This is a genomic window from Rhizobium terricola (assembly GCF_012927355.1).
GTDB lineage: Bacteria > Pseudomonadota > Alphaproteobacteria > Rhizobiales > Rhizobiaceae > Allorhizobium > Allorhizobium terricola.
The window spans coordinates 896,258-912,959 of record NZ_JABBGK010000001.1; the positions used below are offsets into that span (position 1 = coordinate 896,258).

Consider the following 16,702-nt stretch of genomic DNA (forward strand, 5'->3'; position numbering starts at 1 on the left):
CGATGCCTCCGCGGCGGCGACATTGGGGCGGCCGAGAGACAGCGGGGAAGAAAGTCGCGAATCGACGCCGGATGCTCTTCAACTTCGGCTTTGCAAGGCAAATATTAGGGTTTATAAGCCCCCATCCAAAGCGGCCGGGAGGAGGCCGCCTTTTTCGAAAAGCAGGTGACGATCATGGCACAGAATTGGACCCCGAGCAGCTGGCGACAGAAGCCGATCAAGCAGGTTCCGGCCTATCCGGATCAGGAGGCTTTGAAGACCGCGGAGCAGCAGCTCGCGTCTTATCCGCCGCTCGTCTTTGCGGGCGAGGCCCGTCGCCTGAAGAAGGCGCTTGCCAACGTGGCGGAAGGCAATGGCTTCCTGCTGCAGGGGGGTGACTGCGCGGAAAGCTTCGCCGAACACGGCGCCGACACGATCCGCGACTTCTTCCGGGCCTTCCTGCAGATGGCCGTCGTGCTGACCTTCGGCGCCCAGCTGCCGGTGGTGAAGGTCGGCCGTATCGCCGGCCAGTTCGCCAAGCCGCGTTCGTCGGATTTCGAAAAGATCGACGGCGTCGAGCTGCCGAGCTACCGCGGCGACATCATCAACGGCATCGAATTCACGCCGGAGGCCCGCATTCCGAACCCGGAACGCCAGATCATGGCGTACCGCCAGTCGGCCGCGACGCTGAACCTGCTGCGTGCCTTCGCGATGGGCGGCTATGCCAATCTCGACAATGTCCATCAATGGATGCTCGGCTTCATCAAGGATAGCCCGCAGGCCGAACGCTACCGCAAGCTGGCCGACCGGATCTCCGAGACGATGGACTTCATGAAGGCGATCGGCATCACGCCGGAGAACAATCCGAGCCTGCGCGAGACCGATTTCTTCACCAGCCACGAAGCCCTGCTTCTGGGCTATGAGGAAGCGCTGACGCGCGTCGACTCGACTTCGGGCGACTGGTACGCGACGTCCGGCCACATGATCTGGATCGGTGACCGCACCCGCCAGGCCGACCATGCGCATCTCGAATACTGCCGCGGCATCAAGAACCCGATTGGTCTGAAGTGCGGTCCGTCGCTGCAGGCGGACGACCTCCTGAACCTGATCGACATCCTGAACCCGCAGAACGAAGCCGGTCGCCTGACGCTGATCTGCCGTTTCGGTCACGACAAGGTTGCCGAGCACCTGCCGCGTCTCATCCGCGCCGTCGAGCGCGAGGGCCGCAAGGTCGTATGGTCCTGCGACCCGATGCACGGCAACACGATCACGCTCAACAACTACAAGACCCGTCCGTTCGAGCGGGTCCTGTCGGAGGTCGAGAGCTTCTTCCAGATCCACCGCGCCGAAGGCTCGCATCCGGGCGGCATCCATATCGAGATGACCGGCAAGGACGTGACCGAGTGCACCGGTGGCGCCCGCGCGGTCACCGCGGACGACCTGCAAGATCGCTACCACACCCATTGCGACCCGCGTCTCAATGCCGACCAGGCACTGGAACTCGCCTTCCTGCTCGCCGAGCGGATGAAGGGCGGTCGCGACGAAAAGCGGATGATGGTCGCGAACGGCTGATCCAAGCTGTCAGAAAAGTGCGTTTGACCAACCGGGCCGGCTTCCCCAAGCTGGCCCGGTTTTCTTTTCTGTGAAATTGGGGGATGCGACATGGATGAGACAAGGACCGGGGCATGTCAGTGTGGCGCCGTACGGTTCAAGACCAAGGGACCGCTGCGGGAGGTGGTCTTTTGCCATTGTTCGCAATGCCGGCGCCAGACGGGGCTCTACTACGCTGCGACGAACGTGACGCTCGACAGGATCGAGGTGTCCGGCGAGCAGGCGGTGTCATGGTACAGGGCCAGTCCTGAAGCCGAGCGTGGTTTCTGCCGGACCTGCGGGTCGGCGCTCTTCTGGCGCCGCAATGGTGCGGACTATGTGTCGGTCATGGCCGGTGCCTTCGACCAGCCGAGCGGCCTCGTCGGTGGCTATCATATCTATTGCGCGGACAGGGGCGATTTCTATGAAATCGCCGATGACCTGCCGCAGTATCAGGCCGGAATGCCCGCGAGCAGCGGCTGAGCGTTCGACGGACTGCTATCTTTCTCCGCATTCTTTCCAAGCTCAGCGCGAGCGTGGTGGAACGCCTGGTCGAGGCCGTAGAACTTGGCGGACTGCCAGGCGAAGTAGTCGTCGACGAAACGGCGCGACAGCCAGAGAGAGCCGCGGCGGCGCGGCTGTTGCCAGCCAAGCAGACCTTCGGTTTCCGCCTTCTTGAACATGCGTTTCAGGTTGGTCGCCGAAATCATGTAGCTTTCGCTGAGTTCGGTCAGCGACAGAGCGCCGACCTCGATCCGTTCGTCTCCACCGTTCTCGGGGGGAAGCCTCGAAATCATGTCGTGCAGCACCATGCCGCCGAGGTCTGACCAGAGAAAATGGCCGATCGTCTCGGCGGGATCGCGCCAGGTCGGATCTTCGACGAGGAGGGCGGCGGCATAGGGCTGGGCGATGCGGAAGATGCGCGGGTCGGCCGCGCATGCGGCTTCGCGGGAGCCACCGTCGAGCCGGTCGAGGCAGGCCATGTGGCCCATGAACCAGGCGTTCATCGCGTCGTAGGCAGTCTCGGTGGTTTCCAGCACGCGCACGCGACGGTCGGGCACGTCGGGGATGTCACGGAGGAACTTGTAGGCGACGAGTTCGGCGAGGAAGCCGGTCGCCGTGTTACGGCTGGCGGCGCCGAGCTTCATGACGATCTCGACGAAGCGGGTCGCGGTGAGGCCCGAAAGCGGGTCGTCGTCGCGACGCTGCAGCGAGAGTGCAAAAAGGGAATGGGTCATCAGCCACTTGCGATGGGATGCCTTCAGCCGCGACAGACGCGGTGTGCGGATGTGGATACCGATCAGATGTTCGGCGATCTGCTTCTCGATGGTCGGGAAGAGGGGATGCGCAGCAATTTCGGTGCGGGTCAGTGGCCGCATGGCTCGTTCACGCTCTGCTCAAGTGTTCAATAGCAATATTCGCCCATCAAAGGACCCGACCCCGCGAAACGACGGAGCTGGTTGCCAAGGAGAAGGCTCTCCCTCGCTAGACGGTATTCGTATCCATAGTGTGTCAATGGCGCGTTTCCGCGTCACACGCAAGTCATACATTATGGAAAGGTTAGCGCCAACGAACCATGACCGATTTGCGGTCCGCCGGCGGGGTGCCGTCAGCTTTCGGCGCCTGTCCGTTCGACCTGCTCGGGGAAGAAGCGTTCGGTGCCGAAACCGTCGCCGAACATCTGGTCATGTTGCAGGAAGCGGTAGTCGCGGATCATGGGGTCGATCGGCTCGCCATTCGTCGCCCAGTCCGGATGAGTGCGCTCGCCGCGCTCGATCAACTGGTGGCGATCGATGACCGCATAGCGCTCATTCAGCCTGCCGAGAACCCCGGTGTAGAAGGGGTGACGGTAACCGGCGAGGCGCACAACATAGTAGGGCAGCTGCGACGGGCTGACGGAACCGATATCCTTCTGGACGCCGCGCTTGGACGACCAGACGACAAGCGGGGTTTCGTGCTCGCGCTTCATGATGCTGACCGGAGCCTTTCGGGTGGCAACCACGTCGGGCATGTAGCCGGTGTCGGTATAGACGTTGCCGAGCGGCGGAAGATGGTCGCCGAAAAGCACGATGATCGTTTCGCGACGGCGCTTCTTGGCCCAGTCCATCAGCGCCTTCAGGCTGCTGTCGGCCTCGCGGACGCCCTGCGCATAGGTCGCGAGGCTGTCGCGGTTTTCCGGGGCAAGGGCCGTCGATTCGATGCCGATCGTGTTCTTCGCGTAGCGGTTCTTCTCGTAAGGGCCGTGGCCCTGCAGGGTGACGGCGAAGAAGAAGAAGGGTTCCTTGGTCTGGTCGGCAGACCGGATGATTTCCTTCGTCAGGGCGTCGTCGGATGCGAAGAGACCGCGCTTGTCCATCACCGGCATGTTTTCTTCCGAGCGGAAACTGTCGAAGCCGAGCGAGTGATAGACATTCGACCGGTTCCAGAACCAGCTCTGGAAGGGATGGAAGGCGCGGGTCGTGTAGCCCTTGGACGAGAAGAAGGTTGCCAGCGACGGCAGCGGACGGCGCACATATTGCTGGTAGGGAATGCTGCCATAGGGCAGGAAGGCGTTGGTGAAGCCGGTCAACGCCTCGAACTCGACATTGGCCGTCATGCCGCCGAATTCGGGCGAAAACAGGTTACCCGAGGACGCGGCACGGATCGTCGGCATCGGATCGGGCGACAGTTTCGCATTGGTGATGCGGGTCGGATCCCACAGGGACTCGCTCATCACCATGATGACGTCGGCATTGCGACCGCCGAAGAAGCTCGCCGGCAGGCGTTCCGGTGCGATGTCGGCGATAACCTCAGAATTGTAGCCCTGCGGCGCCTGGACATTGGCCATCGGCACGTTGAAGGCGAAGGCCAGCAGGAAGCCGTTGTGGCGATAGTTTTCCTGCTGATCCCACATCATGGGCACGATGTTGAGGCGGTCGCGCAGGTAGGAAAAGGAATTCGGATTCATCAGCGACAGGAAACCGCCGATCAGGGGAAGCGCCACGACGAGGCGGACGAGCTTCGACTGGGCCGAAAGCGACGGGAAGTGGCGGCGGCCGAGCACGAGCAGATAGGCGAGCAGCGCCAGCAGCCCGACCAAACCGAGGACGAGGCCGATCGAGGCGAAGGGGCGGGCAGCGAACATAACGGGCACCAGTTCGCCGATCTGGCGGCCGAACAGCATGTCGCTCGGATAGAGCGGGTCGGACAGGTATTGCTGCTTCTGCATCGACAGGAAGGCGGGCAGGATGGCGAGCGGCACCACAACGAGCGCCGACTGGTAGACGCGGCCGAAGACGGCATCGACGGCGATGAAGAGCAGGAACAGGACACCGACGGCCACCATGCCGGGGCGGGCAGAGGAAAGGAGATAGTCGGAGACGTCGATCAGCGTACCGCGGGCCAGCCATTCGGTGACGATGATCGTCAGCAGCGCCAGCAGCAACGAGTTGACGAGGCGGATGGAGCCGCGTAGCGCGGTCACCCTGGCCGTGGACGCGGCACCGCTCGGGGCGTCTTCAACGGACATTCGGGGCTCAGAGATGATCTCGGCCAACTCGCTCTCCAGCAGAAAAGATGGTTTCATAAAAGTTTCGCATAGCTGTCACATAACCGTTATGAACGCCAGATGAACCATGGCGCACCGGTCTTTGTTCCCCGCATTTCCTTGACAGCTGTGGCGCCGCGAACGCGGCATTTGAATACCCGCCGTTGCGAAGGCCGGACGCACGCGCTAAACGATGGACATGAGCGAGATTCAGACCCGACCCGACACCCTTCGCATCGCAATCGCGCAGCTCGATCCCACCGTGGGCGATGTTGCCGGCAATCTTGCCAAGGCAAGGGAAGCTCGGGCAGAGGCATCGGCCCACGGCGCGGATCTCGTGCTTTTCACCGAGTTGTTCATTTCGGGCTATCCGCCGGAAGATCTCGTTCTCAAGGCGGCGTTCCTCAAGGCGTGCCTTTCGGCTGTCGAACAGCTGGCGGCTGATACCGCCGACGGCGGCCCCGGCGTGATCATCGGTTTCCCGCGTCAGGACGACAAGGGCCGCTACAATTCGATCGCTGTCCTGGACAACGGCAAGATCATTGCGACGCGCGACAAGATCGATCTGCCGAACTACGGCGAGTTCGACGAGAAGCGTGTCTTCGTCGCCGGCGAGATGCCGGGACCTGTCAACTTCCGCGGCGTCCGCCTCGGCATTCCGATCTGCGAGGACATCTGGGGCGAACTCGGCGTTTGCGAGACGCTCGCGGAGTCCGGTGCCGAGATGCTGCTCGTGCCGAACGGCTCGCCCTATTATCGTAGCAAGGTGGACGTGCGCCATCAGGTCGTGCTGAAACAGGTCATCGAGACCGGCCTGCCGATGATCTATGCGAACCAGCTCGGCGGCCAGGATGAACTGGTCTTCGATGGTGCGAGCTTTGCGTTCAACGCCGACAAGACACTGGCCTTCCAGATGAGTCAGTTCGAGGCGACCGTGTCCGTGACGACCTGGAAACGGGCGCCGGACGGATGGCGGTGCGGTGACGGGCCAATGTCGCGCATTCCGGAAAAGGAGGAGGCCGACTACCGGGCCTGCGTCCTCGGATTCCGTGACTACGTCAACAAGAATGGTTTCAAGAGCGTCGTGCTGGGCCTTTCCGGCGGCATCGACTCCGCCATCTGCGCGGCAATTGCCGTCGACGCCCTGGGCGAGGAGCGGGTGCGCACGATCATGCTGCCCTATCGCTACACCTCGCAGGATTCGCTTGCCGATGCTGCGGCCTGCGCCAAGGCGCTCGGCTGCCACTACGACACCGTGCCGATCGCCGAGCCGGTCGAAGGTTTCCTCTCGGCGCTCTCCGACATGTTCGAGGGGACCGAAAGCGGCATCACGGAAGAGAACCTGCAGAGCCGCGCGCGCGGCACCATCCTGATGGCGATCTCCAACAAGTTCGGCTCGATGGTGGTGACGACCGGCAACAAGTCGGAAATGTCGGTCGGTTATGCGACTCTCTACGGCGACATGAACGGCGGCTTCAATCCGATCAAGGACCTCTACAAGATGCAGGTCTATGCGTTGGCTGCCTGGCGCAACGGCCATGTGCCGCCCGGGGCGCTCGGCCCATCGGGCGAGGTGATCCCGCAGAACATCATTTCGAAGGCGCCGTCGGCGGAACTCCGTCCGAACCAGACGGACCAGGATTCGCTGCCGCCCTATCCGGTGCTCGACGACATTCTCGAATGCCTTGTTGAGCGGGAAATGTCGGTTGACGAGATCGTCGCACGCGGTCACGACGTCGCCACCGTTCACCGGGTCGAGCATCTGCTCTATCTCGCCGAATACAAGCGCCGCCAGTCGGCACCGGGGGTGAAGATCACCCGCAAGAATTTCGGCCGGGATCGTCGCTATCCGATCACCAATCGCTTCCGCGACCGCTGAGGCGGCCGGCGGCGCGTTTCCGGGAGGGAAAATGCGCAGCTCCGTCGAAATCTACAATATCCGCACGCGCAGCCATCGCGTCGTCTGGCAGACGGAGCGTCTCGTCGAGGCGCCGAACTGGACGCCGGACGGTGCCTTCCTGATCATCAACGGCGACGGCCTACTCTATCGGCTGCCGGCGGACGGGAGCGCAGAGCCGGGGCTGATCGACACCGGATTTGCCACGCGATGCAACAACGATCACGGCCTTTCGCCGGACGGCAAGCAGATCGTGATTTCCGACAAGGTCGCCTACGGCAAGTCCTGTATCTATGTCCTTCCGGCGGCGGGCGGGGAGCCGCGCCAGGTGACGCGCAACCTGCCTTCCTACTGGCACGGCTGGTCGCCGGACGGAACGCGTCTTGCCTATTGCGGGATCCGGGACGATGTCTTCGACATCTATACGATTTCCGTCGTCGGCGGGGAGGAGACGAGGCTCACCTTCGGCGAAGGCCGCAATGATGGACCCGACTATTCGCCGGACGGGAGATGGATCTATTTCAATTCGAGCCGGACCGGGCGGATGCAGATCTGGCGAGTACCGGCGTCCGGGGGCGAGGCCGAGCGGATCACCGACAGTCCGTTCGGCGACTGGTTTCCGCATCCTTCGCCGAACGGCGACAAGGTGCTGCTGCTTTCCTACGATCCGGAGTTCTTCGACCATCCGCGGGACCTTCCTGTCCGGCTTCGTCTCATGGACCCGGACGGGCAGAACATCGAGACGCTGTTCGAGCTGTTCGGTGGCCAGGGCACCATCAATGTGCCGAACTGGTCGCCGGACGGGGAAGCGTTTGCCTATGTGCGGTATTTCCCCGTCGCCTGAACTGCCGATGTCGCATGCGTCGCCTTGTGTCGCGCGAAGATTGCGCTAAAACGATCCCGTCAGGTGCCCGGCGTGTCGAACGGCGGGAGAATCGGGAAGCCGGCGAAAATCCGGCACGTGCCCAACGCTGTGAGGTGGATGGAGCGCGCGGACGGGTCGGTTGTGGCCCGGGCCACTGGTCTTTAGGCCGGGAAGGCGGCGCGCTTCAGGCGAAACCAAGTCAGAAGACCGGCCTGGCAAGATAGGCTTTGCCCGCGCGGACGGCGGGCGGTCGTCAGCATTGTTGGGGAATAACGATGCAAGATGAACCGAACGAGCATCTCGTCCGTGCCGGCGCCTTTTCTGTCGAAGAGCGCGAGGCCGTCTACAGGGCGATCCGGACCCGCCGCGACGTCAGGGACCAGTTCCTGCCCGATCCCTTGCCCGAGGATCTGATCGCCCGCCTGCTGCAGGCCGCACACAGTGCCCCGTCGGTCGGCTTCATGCAGCCGTGGAACTTTCTCGTCGTGCGCGACCAGGCGCGGCGCGAGGCGGTGTGGCAGGCTTTTTGCCGCGCCAATGACGAAGCGGCCGAGATGTTTTCCGGCGAACGGCGCGACAGCTACATGCGGCTGAAGCTCGAAGGGATCCGCAAGGCGCCGCTCGGTATCTGCGTGACCTGCGATCCGACGCGGGGCGGGCCCGTGGTGCTGGGACGCACCCACAACCCGCGCATGGACAGCTATTCCACGGTCTGCGCCGTGCAGAACCTGTGGCTTGCCGCTCGTGCGGAAGGCGTCGGCGTCGGCTGGGTCAGCATATTTCACCAGGACGACATCCGCGCCTTGCTCGGTATTCCAGAGCATGTCGAGGTGATCGGCTGGTTCTGTGTCGGCTATGTCGATCGTCTCTACGATCAGCCCGAACTGGCGCTCAAAGGTTGGCGGCAGCGGTTGCCGATCGAGGATCTCGTCTTCGGAGAGGTCTGGGGAGCGCCTCTTTCGGCTGCCTTCGACCGAGAAACGTAAGTATAGTTACTTTATACTGATCTGGACCTCTTGTGTTTAACATAAATTAAGTGGGCGTGGCTAAATCTGGCCATGCTCAGGGTTTCCCTCGACTGCATGACGCAGGTCTCGCGCCGGATGAAGCGGCGAGCCAAACCTTTTCATTGTTGTCTTTGGGGTCTTCATGAAGCTTTTCAACATTCGTCTCGGAAAGGCGGTTCCGGCAGCGATCGGCGGTCTCGTCCTGGTCAGCGTCACCGTGCTCGCCATCTCCGACTATTTCGGACAGCACCAGCTCGAAACGGTCATCGATCTCTACGAGACCGAACGTAAGGCAGACGTCTATCTGCGCGACCTGATCGCCGCCCAGAAGGAGGTCGAGCTTGCCATCGTCAGCACGCAGGAATCGCTGACCGATATCTCCGCCACCCAGGCGAAGGATGGCCTGGACGACGGCTTCAAACTGGCCGACGACGAGGCCGCACGTCTGGCCAAGCTGATGGATCGCATCAATACACTTTCCGTCGCCCTGGAAGCGCCTGACCTCGTCCCGGCGATGAAGCTTCTTGCGGATCGCTATGCGGACTTCCACAAGGCCGGCATCGAGATGGCCAACGCCTTCATCAAGGGTGGCCCGGCCGAGGGCAACAAGTTGATGGGCAATTTCGACGGTTTCTCCGACGCACTGCAGAAGGAAATAGAGGCGACCCACTCGATCGTCTCCGCAATTGTCGACAGGGAAACCAGCAAGTCTGAGGCGGACATCGCCAATGCGCGCGCGGAGGCGGAATCCATGGCCGCGCTCCTGGCCGCGCTCGGCGCCATCCTGCTCGCCAGCGGCGCGGGCCTCGCCTTTTTCGTGATGCGCAGGCTACTTGCGCCGCTCGACCGGGCGACCGACGCGATGAACCGTCTGGCGGACGGCCACATCGATGCGCAGCTAGCCGGAGCCGAGCGCTCCGATGAAATCGGTGACCTCGCCCGGGCCTTCACGCATTTCCGCGAAAACCTTATCGCGCGCCGTGACGCCGAGCTCGAAGACAAGCGCAATCGCGAACGGCTGGCGGAGATCCAGTCGATGAACGAAGCCGACCGCATAGCCGAGCTCGACCGGACGAAAACCGCCGTCGATACGGTGGCCGAGGCGCTCGATCGTCTGGCTCATGGCGACCTGACCTCACGCATCACCAGGGTCTTCGAGGGCGAATATGATCGCCTGAGGCTGAATTTCAATCAGTCGGCCGAGAAGCTGCAGTCAGCGATGTCCGGCATCGCCAACGTCTCGCACGAGATCCGCTCCAGTTCGGCGGAAATGCGGGCGGCTTCCGACGACCTGGCACGCCGCACCGAACAGCAGGCGGCAGCCCTCGAGCAGACGGCGGCAGCGCTCAACGAGATTACCACCACCGTCAGCAACTCGGCCGCGATTGCCGACAATGCGAGCCGCAAGGTGAGCGAAGCCAACCGGCGGGCGGAACAATCGGACGAGATCGTCCGCCACGCCATTGCCGCCATGGGCCGGATCGAGGAGAGCTCGTCGCAGATCGGCAAGATCATCGGCGTGATCGACGAGATTGCTTTCCAGACCAACCTCCTTGCGCTGAACGCCGGCGTCGAGGCGGCCCGGGCGGGCGAGGCGGGCAAGGGCTTTGCCGTCGTCGCGCAGGAAGTGCGCGAGCTTGCCCAGCGTTCGGCCAATGCCGCGAAGGAAATCACCGGGCTCGTCGCACGGTCGGGCGAGGCGGTGAGCTCCGGCGTCTCCCTGGTCAACCAGTCGGGCGAGATCCTGAGCCTGATCCAGGCCAACGTCACCGAGATCAACAGCGATATCCGGGCCATCGTGACCGGCGCGCACGAGCAGGCGACCGGGCTTTCGGAAATCAACGGCGCCATCACGCAGATGGATCAGGTCACCCAGCAGAATGCCGCGATGGTCGAGCAATCGACCGCCTCGGCACACAAGCTGGCGCAGGAGGCCGACGACCTGTTCGCGCAGGTCCGGCAATTCGAGATCCGCGCGTCCGCTTACGGCACAGCCCAGACCCGCGCGGCCTGAGTCCATCGGACCACAGCAGTCTCAAGGAAAGGCCGGCCGCAAGCCGGCCTTTCTCGTTTCAAACGCTGCGGATTGGCCGACAGTCACTGCTGGACAGGCTGCGGGCCGGGCAATGCGGGGTTCTTGAGGTCGATGCTGCTGGTTTCCTTGGGCAGGAAGGTCGGTCCGACCTGGCGGACATGGGCGGCATTCGGATCGTAGACCCGATCCTCGATCGGTTTTTCCGCGGCGGTCGCAGGCGGTTTGACACCCTTCTTCGCCTGGCTTTCTGCTCCACCCATTTCGATCACGGCCTTGCCGTCGGCCGGATGTCTCTGTCCGGCCGTGCCCGTGCCGCGCATCTTCCGATAATAGGTGGTGAGATCGCAGCCGCAGGCCGGTTGCTCGCCGCTCTGGCGGTTGAGATAGGCGAAGGCATTCGGGAGGCTGCGATAAGGCTCTCCCGTTTCGGCCGAGACCATGTCGGCCGATTCTTCCGTACTGATCGCGTGAAAGAAGAGTTCGGTCTCGGTGTTCGGACACATCTGTTCGCAGACCTGCGCGTCACGGCGGAAGCTGAGCGGGGAGGTTCCCGACGAGATCGGGAAGAAGGCGCCGTCGCAGGTGCGGACGCAGAGTGTGCGAAGATTGCCCTGGCCGGCAAGGGCCATGAAGCGGGCGGTGTTTTCCGGATCAAGGGGCTGCGGTCCCTCGGCGCCGGGGGGCGTCAAGTCGGCTTCGTCGACCGGCGGTGGCTCGGCGTTGCAGCCATTGTCTTCCAGAGCCGCAAGCAGCCGAAGTCTCGCAGGATTTTCGCCAATGCTCTCGCGCCCGGCCGCATCGCGTTTTGCGGCGAGATCCTGCCTGTTTGTCTCCATGCGGGACAGAGCCTCTGAGAGCTCGCCGCATTGTGTGGTCCCGTCGGCGCGATACTGCACGACCGAACCGTCGCACCGCAGGCTTCGCATGTCCTGGCGGACCTTGCGGATCTCCAGGTTCTGTCGAGCAATGGCGCTCGAATAGCGCCGCACGGCCGCGGTGTCGACGATCACTTCCGGGACGGCAGAGAGGCGCAGCCTGAGGCCCTCGCACACGGCGGATGTCTGCGCTGCCACGGGCTGGCAGAACATCAGAGCGGCAAGCGCCAGCGGCAGTCGGCTCCTGAGATCGTGCAATTCGTATCCCCGATTGGCGTTGCGTGGCGCCGAAGCGGCGCCCGAGTGCCTGTAGGTGCTCGCATATTAGTTTGCACAGCACAATGCGCCAACCGGGAACACGAAATTGTGTTAACGGGCGGACGCCGTCGTCTTTCGGCGTCGGCGACCGTCGATACGATCAGGCGGCGCGCGCCTGTTCGACGGACAGAGGTTCGGCGAGAACGGAGCCTTCGATCCCGGCCACCGCCTTCATACGCTCCAGTAGTTGCGGGTTAACCTCCCAGGCAATCGCGACGGCGTGAACCGAGCCGATCTTGTGGGGCGCACCGATGCGTTCGCCGGGGCAACCCATGCGGCGGAACATGCGCTCAAGAAAGACGTCGGTCACCGTGACGATCCGGTCGAGGCCTGAAGCGAGGCCGAGTTCGCCGACGCCACACATCAGTTCGGCGGCGGTGATCGTCACCTGGTTCGAGGCGCGATCCTGGGAGATGTCAGGATCGATGCAGAAGCGGCTCGATTCCCAGATGCCGTGCTGCCGGATGGCGGGTTGGCCGTCCAGCAGGATCGGGAAGGTGTCGTCGAGCATGTTGGGACCGAGCGTCGGCAGCAGCCTCAGCGCCCCGCGCAACGCACCGCTGTCGGAATAGGACAGCACGTAGACCGGATTGGCATCGTCATAGTGGTCGATCTCCCAGTCTTCGACGACGTTGACGTCCCAGCGGAGCAGATCGTGAAAGACACGCTTGCGAAGCCGATGCATGGCAGAAATTTTGAGTGGTTGGCGGTGGCGCCCGGCGCCGTTGATGACCTTGATCATTCCAGTCTCCCTGTTCGAGTGGCGACTGGAAGATGGTGCAGGGCAGCAAAAATAAAACTGTCGGTAGAGACAGGTGTTGTCCATGCAATTTTTAATTATCCTGCGGGCGGCGACGCCGGTGCCGCGATCAGCGGATGTCCGGGCCGGGAAGCAGGCCGCGCCACGATGCTTCCGCGACGGCCTGCGTGTTGGAAACGACGTCAAGCTTCTGCCGGGCATTCGCCATGAAGTAGCGGACCGTGCGTTCGCTGATGCCGAGGATGACGGCGATTTCCCAGTAGCTCTTGCCGGCGGCGGACCAGTATAGCGTCTCGCGTTCGCGGCGCGTGAGGCGCGGGGTGTCGAGGTGCTCGATGCGATCGCCACCGGAGCGCAGCAGGGTGGCATGGAAGGCGATGGCGAGGGACTGGAGGTCGCGATCGTGCTGTCTGCGGAAACGGCGCCAGTCGCCGCTGTCGGTGTCCATCTGGATGGCGAAGAGGGCCTGGCGACCTTCGCGGGATTTCAAAGGATAGGAGACACCGCAAGCGGCGATGCCAAGGTTTGCTGCCAGCGCATCGAGCCCGTCGCGCTCGGGCGAGCCGTGCGCCAGATGCGACCAGTCGAGCGGCGCGACGGCGGCCAGCGCCTTGCGCAGAGGCGGTTCGATGAGGGATGCACCGAGTGCCTTTGCGTCGCGGACTGCGGCGGGGCCGAAGGTGTGGTGCAGTCGATGCGACTTGATGCCGGCGCGTGAAGACATCGCGTCGACGTAGAGGATGTGCGCGATACCGAAAGCCGCCTGCATCTTTCTGAAGAAAAGCTGCGGCTTCAACGCCTTCTGCCTTTCCATCCAGTCCAGCACGTCGAAGTAGCCGCCCTGGTTCGCCATTCCCGGAACCCTGCAAAACATGGGGTCAAGAGTGGGCGCCGGCCGACGTGCTGTCCAGCGGCTATTTCAGCGCCTGCACAACTTGACTGTCGCGCGGCGTTCGGCGGAGGGCAGGAAGTCTCGGGGGACAGGGCCCCCGCGAGGCTTAAGGGATCACTCCGATTTCTGGGCCTCGACCACGGCTAGGGCGGCCATGTTGACGACGCCGCGCGAGGTCACCGAGGTGGAGAGCACGTGGGCCGGCAGGGCGGCGCCGAGCAGGATCGGGCCGACATGCAGCGCGTCCATCATCGTGCGCACGATGCCGAGCGAAATATTGGCAGCGTCGAGATTCGGGAAGACCAGCAGATTGGCCTCGCCGGTCAGGGCGCTGTCGGGCATGGCGCGCTTGCGCAGCGATTCCGAAAGTGCCGAACCACCCTGCATTTCGCCGTCGACCTCGAGTTCGGGTGCGCGCTCGCGGAGGAGCTGGAGCGCTTCGCGCATCTTGCGGGCGCTGTCCGAATCGCGCGAGCCGAAATTCGAATGCGATACGAGGGCGGCGCGCGGGGTGATACCGAAGCGGCGGATTTCCTCGGCGGCCAGCACCGTCATCTCGGCGATCTCGGCGGCGGACGGATTATAGGTGACGAAGGTGTCGGTGAAGAAGATCGCGCCGCGCTGGGAGATCAGCAGGCTGAGGCCGGAGAACGAGCTCACGCCCGGCTTCTTGCCGATGATCTGGCGCACGTCGCGCAGGTGGCGGTCGAAACGACCCTCGACGCCGCAGATCAGGGCATCGGCGTCGCCGCGGCGCACCGCGAGCGCTCCGATCACCGTGTTGTTGGTGCGCACGATCGTGCGAGCCGCTTCCGGGTTGATGCCGGCGCGGCCGACCAGGGCGAAATAGTCATCGACATATTCGCGGTAGCGCGGATCGTCTTCCGGGTTGACCAGATCAAAATCCGTACCAGGGCGGATGCGCAGGCCGAAGCGTTCGAGGCGGCTCTGGATGATGTGCGGGCGGCCGACGAGGATCGGCTTGCCGATGCCTTCTTCCAACAGGACCTGGGCGGCGCGCAGGACGCGCTCATCTTCGCCTTCGGCGAAGATGACCCGCTTCTGGACCGCCTTCTTGGCGGCCGCGAAGATCGGCTTCATGACGAAGCCGGAGCGGAAGACGAAGCGGTTGAGCTGGTCGAGATAGGTGTCGAAGTCGGTGATAGGCCTGCGTGCGACGCCGCTCTCGGCGGCGGCTTTGGCGACCGCCGGTGCGATGCGCAGGATCAGGCGCGGGTCGAAGGGCGAGGGGATCAGGTAGTTCGGTCCGAAGGTCGGCGATTCGCCGGAATAGGCGCGAGCCGCGACCTCGGACACTTCTTCACGGGCAAGTGCCGCAATCGCACGCACCGCCGCCATCTTCATCTCTTCGTTGATCGTGGTCGCGCCGCAATCGAGCGCACCGCGGAAGATGTAGGGGAAGCAGAGGACGTTGTTGACCTGGTTGGCGAAGTCGGAGCGACCCGTGCAGATCATCGCGTCGGGACGGGCGGCGCGGGCGAGATCCGGCATGATTTCCGGCGTCGGATTGGCGAGCGCCATGATCAGCGGCTTTTCCGCCATCTTCAAGAGCAGTTCCGGCTTCAGCACGCCTGCGGCGGAAAGACCGAGGAAGACGTCGGCCCCCTCGATCGATTCCGCCAGCACCCGCTTGTCGCTGTCCTGGGCATAGATCGACTTCCAGCGGTCCATCAGGACCTCGCGGCCGACATAGACGAGACCCTCGATGTCGTGGACCCAGATGTTTTCGCGGCGCGCGCCGAGCGTTACCAGAAGGTTGAGGCAGGCGAGGGCGGCCGCGCCGGCACCAGAGGCGACGATCTTGACGTCCTCGATCTTCTTGCCGGCGAGTTCGAGGCCGTTGAGGATCGCGGCGGCGACGATGATCGCGGTGCCGTGCTGATCGTCGTGGAAGACCGGGATGTTCATCTTGTCGCGCAGCTGCTGCTCGACCTCAAAACATTCCGGAGCCTTGATGTCCTCCAGATTGATGCCGCCGAAGGTCGGTTCGAGCGCCGACACGGTGGACACCATCGAGTCGACCGTGTTGGCGTCGATCTCGATGTCGAAGACGTCGATGCCTGCGAATTTTTTGAAGAGAACGGCCTTGCCTTCCATGACCGGCTTGGAGGCGAGAGGCCCGATATTGCCGAGGCCGAGAACGGCGGTGCCGTTGGAGATGACGGCGACGAGGTTGCCGCGGGCGGTGTAATCGGCCGCGGTTTCCGGTTCGTCGCGGATCGCCAGGCAAGGCGCGGCAACGCCGGGCGAATAGGCAAGCGCGAGGTCGCGCTGGTTGCCGAGCGGCTTGGTCGCCTGGATTTCGAGTTTTCCGGGCCGCGGATAGCGGTGATAGAAAAGCGCCTGTTCATCGAGGTCCGCCATGGCGGTCGTCGGTTGCGGCTTGTTCTTGTCTTGGGAATTCATCGAGTCCACCGAACTTCTTCGTCCAAATCGAGTGTCTTGAATACACGAAAAGAAGTCGGGGGGAAGTGATTTTGACCGGTGCAAGGCGGCTATGCGCCATCGCCAAGGCTGAAGGAGCGATGTCGGCGCGGTGGGGCGCAAGTGTCGGCGGCCCGCCGAAGCCCTCGTTTTTCGAGGGCTGAATTCCGCGCCGCTCGGGAGGCGGAAGGCGCGGAATCAGGTCGTCCTGGGGCGGCGGTGCCGTCCCGACGTCAGATACCAGGCGAGATAAGCGGTGGCTGCGAGGTCGAACGCATGCTGTACTTGAAGTTGGGGCACTTCGACGAAGCGGGTGCCTTGTTCAGCTTGATTTCGCAATCGGCCTGCTTTGCTGCGGGCGCGGAGGCGGTGGTCTGCGTGGTCTGCGAGCAGCCGGCGAGGGCGGCACAAACTACTCCGATGACAACGATCTTCTTCACGGGGGGATCTCCTGAATTCCTGTCTGAACCGGCCCAGCGCCGGTGGGAGGATGTTTGCGATAGCAAATGTTGA

General features: G+C 63.4%; 13 protein-coding genes and 1 riboswitch. Of the genes, 6 read left to right on the forward strand and 7 right to left on the reverse strand.

The genetic code is table 11. The features are described from left to right. Positions 1-174: 174 nt before the first annotated feature. Positions 175-1,551 (forward strand): class II 3-deoxy-7-phosphoheptulonate synthase, encoded by a 1,377-nt coding sequence (locus tag HHL25_RS04210; protein ID WP_169587573.1) that lies wholly within the window; start codon positions 175-177, stop codon positions 1,549-1,551. A gap of 90 nt (positions 1,552-1,641) precedes the next feature. Next, complete coding sequence (locus HHL25_RS04215) at positions 1,642-2,052, forward strand: GFA family protein (protein ID WP_169587575.1); 411 nt, start codon at positions 1,642-1,644, stop codon at positions 2,050-2,052. Here the strand turns inward: HHL25_RS04215 and HHL25_RS04220 are convergent. Both HHL25_RS04220 and HHL25_RS04225 read right to left on the reverse strand, forming a co-directional pair. Then, on the reverse strand, positions 2,022-2,948 hold the full coding sequence (locus tag HHL25_RS04220) for a hypothetical protein (protein WP_169587577.1): 927 nt from the start codon (positions 2,946-2,948) through the stop codon (positions 2,022-2,024). The two genes, HHL25_RS04215 and HHL25_RS04220, sit on opposite strands and share 31 nt — an antisense overlap. Positions 2,949-3,178: 230 nt before the next feature. After that, positions 3,179-5,077 (reverse strand): LTA synthase family protein, encoded by a 1,899-nt coding sequence (locus HHL25_RS04225; RefSeq protein ID WP_169587579.1) that lies wholly within the window; start codon positions 5,075-5,077, stop codon positions 3,179-3,181. A 217-nt stretch (positions 5,078-5,294) separates the two neighbouring features. On the opposite strand from HHL25_RS04225, the gene HHL25_RS04230 reads away from it, so the two are divergent. From HHL25_RS04230 to HHL25_RS04245, 4 genes are all read left to right on the forward strand, one after another. Beyond that, complete coding sequence (locus tag HHL25_RS04230) at positions 5,295-6,974, forward strand: NAD+ synthase (RefSeq protein WP_169587581.1); 1,680 nt, start codon at positions 5,295-5,297, stop codon at positions 6,972-6,974. Positions 6,975-7,005: 31 nt separating this feature from the next. After that, positions 7,006-7,836, forward strand: coding sequence for a TolB family protein (locus HHL25_RS04235; RefSeq protein WP_169587583.1), 831 nt, complete (start codon positions 7,006-7,008; stop codon positions 7,834-7,836). A 44-nt stretch (positions 7,837-7,880) separates the two neighbouring features. Next, positions 7,881-8,087: riboswitch (cobalamin riboswitch) on the forward strand. 45 nt (positions 8,088-8,132) lie between these two features. Continuing rightward, positions 8,133-8,843, forward strand: a complete 711-nt coding sequence (gene bluB, locus HHL25_RS04240; RefSeq protein WP_169587585.1) for a 5,6-dimethylbenzimidazole synthase — start codon at positions 8,133-8,135, stop codon at positions 8,841-8,843. Positions 8,844-9,006: 163 nt separating this feature from the next. Continuing rightward, positions 9,007-10,878: a methyl-accepting chemotaxis protein gene (locus tag HHL25_RS04245; RefSeq protein ID WP_169587587.1), complete on the forward strand. Its 1,872-nt coding sequence runs from the start codon at positions 9,007-9,009 to the stop codon at positions 10,876-10,878. 83 nt (positions 10,879-10,961) lie between these two features. Here HHL25_RS04245 and HHL25_RS04250 read toward each other — a convergent pair whose 3' ends face one another. From HHL25_RS04250 to HHL25_RS04270, 5 genes are all read right to left on the reverse strand, one after another. Further along, on the reverse strand, positions 10,962-12,032 hold the full coding sequence (locus tag HHL25_RS04250; protein WP_169587589.1) for a DUF2865 domain-containing protein: 1,071 nt from the start codon (positions 12,030-12,032) through the stop codon (positions 10,962-10,964). Between the two features lie 160 nt (positions 12,033-12,192). Continuing rightward, complete coding sequence (locus HHL25_RS04255; protein WP_169587591.1) at positions 12,193-12,834, reverse strand: acyl-homoserine-lactone synthase; 642 nt, start codon at positions 12,832-12,834, stop codon at positions 12,193-12,195. A 127-nt stretch (positions 12,835-12,961) separates the two neighbouring features. Then, the gene (locus tag HHL25_RS04260; RefSeq protein ID WP_169587592.1) at positions 12,962-13,705 is read right to left on the reverse strand and encodes a helix-turn-helix transcriptional regulator; all 744 of its coding nucleotides are present in this window, start codon (positions 13,703-13,705) and stop codon (positions 12,962-12,964) included. A gap of 153 nt (positions 13,706-13,858) precedes the next feature. Continuing rightward, on the reverse strand, positions 13,859-16,171 hold the full coding sequence (locus tag HHL25_RS04265) for an NADP-dependent malic enzyme (RefSeq protein WP_169587594.1): 2,313 nt from the start codon (positions 16,169-16,171) through the stop codon (positions 13,859-13,861). Between the two features lie 251 nt (positions 16,172-16,422). Beyond that, on the reverse strand, positions 16,423-16,629 hold the full coding sequence (locus HHL25_RS04270; RefSeq protein WP_169587596.1) for a hypothetical protein: 207 nt from the start codon (positions 16,627-16,629) through the stop codon (positions 16,423-16,425). Positions 16,630-16,702: the final 73 nt, after the last annotated feature.

Bases quoted from the DNA above. Each gene is read 5' to 3' on its own strand.
- HHL25_RS04210 (WP_169587573.1), top strand. From the start codon at position 175: ATGGCACAGAATTGGACCCCGAGCAGCTGGCGACAGAAGCCGATCAAG.
- HHL25_RS04215 (WP_169587575.1), top strand. From the start codon at position 1,642: ATGGATGAGACAAGGACCGGGGCATGTCAGTGTGGCGCCGTACGGTTC.
- HHL25_RS04220 (WP_169587577.1), bottom strand. From the start codon at position 2,948: ATGCGGCCACTGACCCGCACCGAAATTGCTGCGCATCCCCTCTTCCCG.
- HHL25_RS04225 (WP_169587579.1), bottom strand. From the start codon at position 5,077: ATGTCCGTTGAAGACGCCCCGAGCGGTGCCGCGTCCACGGCCAGGGTG.
- HHL25_RS04230 (WP_169587581.1), top strand. From the start codon at position 5,295: ATGAGCGAGATTCAGACCCGACCCGACACCCTTCGCATCGCAATCGCG.
- HHL25_RS04235 (WP_169587583.1), top strand. From the start codon at position 7,006: ATGCGCAGCTCCGTCGAAATCTACAATATCCGCACGCGCAGCCATCGC.
- bluB (WP_169587585.1), top strand. From the start codon at position 8,133: ATGCAAGATGAACCGAACGAGCATCTCGTCCGTGCCGGCGCCTTTTCT.
- HHL25_RS04245 (WP_169587587.1), top strand. From the start codon at position 9,007: ATGAAGCTTTTCAACATTCGTCTCGGAAAGGCGGTTCCGGCAGCGATC.
- HHL25_RS04255 (WP_169587591.1), bottom strand. From the start codon at position 12,834: ATGATCAAGGTCATCAACGGCGCCGGGCGCCACCGCCAACCACTCAAA.
- HHL25_RS04260 (WP_169587592.1), bottom strand. From the start codon at position 13,705: ATGGCGAACCAGGGCGGCTACTTCGACGTGCTGGACTGGATGGAAAGG.
- HHL25_RS04265 (WP_169587594.1), bottom strand. From the start codon at position 16,171: ATGAATTCCCAAGACAAGAACAAGCCGCAACCGACGACCGCCATGGCG.